The sequence below is a fragment of the Streptomyces sp. 8K308 genome (assembly GCF_004348315.1).
Taxonomy (GTDB): domain Bacteria; phylum Actinomycetota; class Actinomycetes; order Streptomycetales; family Streptomycetaceae; genus Streptomyces.
In genome coordinates, this window is the sequence record NZ_SMKC01000610.1 from 1 (window position 1) to 1,581 (window position 1,581).

Sequence of the window (1,581 nt, forward strand, 5' to 3'; positions counted from 1 at the left end):
GAGGAGGAGGAAGAGGTGAACTTCCGCACCACGAAGATCAGCACGGCCACCAGCGCGGCGAAGATCAGCACCCGGAAGGCGAGTCCGAGCACCCAGGTGATCACGGAGATGATCAGGCCGCCGAAGACGACCAGCGCGATGGTGGGGATGCCGATCCAGCGCACCCACCATGGCAGTGTCATAAAGGCGGCTTTCATTGCCCCGGCTCCTTCATCGCCCTACGAGCTCCTACTACAGCTCCTACCACGGTGTCTTGCTCTTTCGATGCTAAGGGCGTCGGACGGGGTGTGGGAGGCCCGATCGCCCCGGTCCTCCCCTGACCGTTCCCTGACTCCTACCCTGAGCCGGGCATCCGCTCAGCTCCCCTCGGGGGGTGAGAAGACCACCATCACCCGCAGGTCCTCGGTGATGTGGTGGAAGCGGGCGTGGGTGCCGGCCGGCACGTAGACCACGCTGCCCCGCCCCACCGTGGTGGTCTCGTCGCCGACGGTCATCGAGGCGCGGCCGCTGACCACGAAGTTCACCACGTCCTGCCGCTGTGGTCGCTGGGTGTCCTGCTGCCCCGCGTTCAGCGCGTAGAGCCCCACCGATATGTTGCGTTCCCTGAGAAAGCGCAGGTAGGCGCCGTCGTTCGCGAGCCGTTCCGCCTCCAGCTGATCCAGCCGGAACTCCTTCATCGCCTCATTCCCTTTGCGCTCCAGGTGCCATCTGCAACGATCCCCTTATGACAAGCATTTTGTTCAGGTTTCTTGCCAACGCCGTCGCCCTGGCCGCCGCCGTCTGGCTGGTCGGCGACATCACCCTCGGGGAAGAGGGCGCGAGCACCGGCAGCAGGGCGGTGACCCTGCTGGTCGTCGCGCTGATCTTCGGCGTGGTCAACCTGATCGTCAAGCCCATCGTGAAGTTCCTGGCCTTCCCCCTGCTGATCGTCACGCTCGGCCTTTTCACCCTGGTGATCAACGCCTTCATGCTGCTCCTGACCAGTTGGATCGCCGGCGACGAGCGCTTCGAGGTCGGCGGGTTCATGGCCGCGGTGCTGGGCGGCCTGATCATCTCCATCGTGTCCTGGGCCGTCAACATGGTCCTCGACCGGGACTGACCGATCCGATGACCTTCCGCATCTGCGTCGTCTGCTCGGGCAACATCTGCCGCTCGCCGATGGCCGAAACCGTGCTCCGCGCCCGCCTCGCCGAGGCGGGCCTCGACGGCGACCACACCGTGGACAGCGCCGGCACCGGCGGCTGGCACGTCGGCGAGCCGGCCGACCCGCGCGCCGTCGCCGCGCTGGCCGCCGCCGGCTACCCGGCCGGCGCCCGCGACCACACGGCCCGGCGCTTCGAACGCGACTGGTTCGACCGCTACGACCTGGTCGTCGCGATGGACCGCGGCCACGAGCGCGAGCTGCGCCGGCTGGCGCCTGACCAGCGGGCCGCCGCCAAGGTGGTGCTCCTCCTCGACCACGACCCGGACGCCACGGAACCCGACGTGCCCGACCCCTACTACGGCGACGACGAGGGCTTCGCCGAGTGCCTGAAGATCATCGAGCGCGGGGTGGACGGGCTGCTCGACGCGGGCGTGGTG

General features: G+C 68.2%; 4 protein-coding genes. 2 read left to right on the forward strand and 2 right to left on the reverse strand.

Annotated elements, in window-relative coordinates; genetic code table 11:
* Positions 1-197, reverse strand: a 197-nt coding sequence (locus tag E1265_RS36130; RefSeq protein ID WP_132935160.1) for a DUF5326 family protein, incomplete at its 3' end; no start/stop codon positions are given.
* A 159-nt stretch (positions 198-356) separates the two neighbouring features.
* Positions 357-677, reverse strand: a complete 321-nt coding sequence (locus tag E1265_RS36135) for a cupin domain-containing protein (RefSeq protein ID WP_132935161.1) — start codon at positions 675-677, stop codon at positions 357-359.
* Between the two features lie 47 nt (positions 678-724).
* Here E1265_RS36135 and E1265_RS36140 point away from each other — a divergent pair, with 47 nt between their 5' ends.
* Both E1265_RS36140 and E1265_RS36145 read left to right on the forward strand, forming a co-directional pair.
* Positions 725-1,099 (forward strand): phage holin family protein, encoded by a 375-nt coding sequence (locus E1265_RS36140; protein WP_132935162.1) that lies wholly within the window; start codon positions 725-727, stop codon positions 1,097-1,099.
* 8 nt (positions 1,100-1,107) lie between these two features.
* A partial coding sequence (locus E1265_RS36145; protein ID WP_132935163.1) for a low molecular weight protein-tyrosine-phosphatase occupies positions 1,108-1,581 on the forward strand: 474 nt, incomplete at its 3' end.

Excerpts from the sequence above, each read along its gene's own strand:
- E1265_RS36140 (WP_132935162.1), top strand. The coding sequence starts at position 725 with ATGACAAGCATTTTGTTCAGGTTTCTTGCCAACGCCGTCGCCCTGGCC.
- E1265_RS36135 (WP_132935161.1), bottom strand. The coding sequence starts at position 677 with ATGAAGGAGTTCCGGCTGGATCAGCTGGAGGCGGAACGGCTCGCGAAC.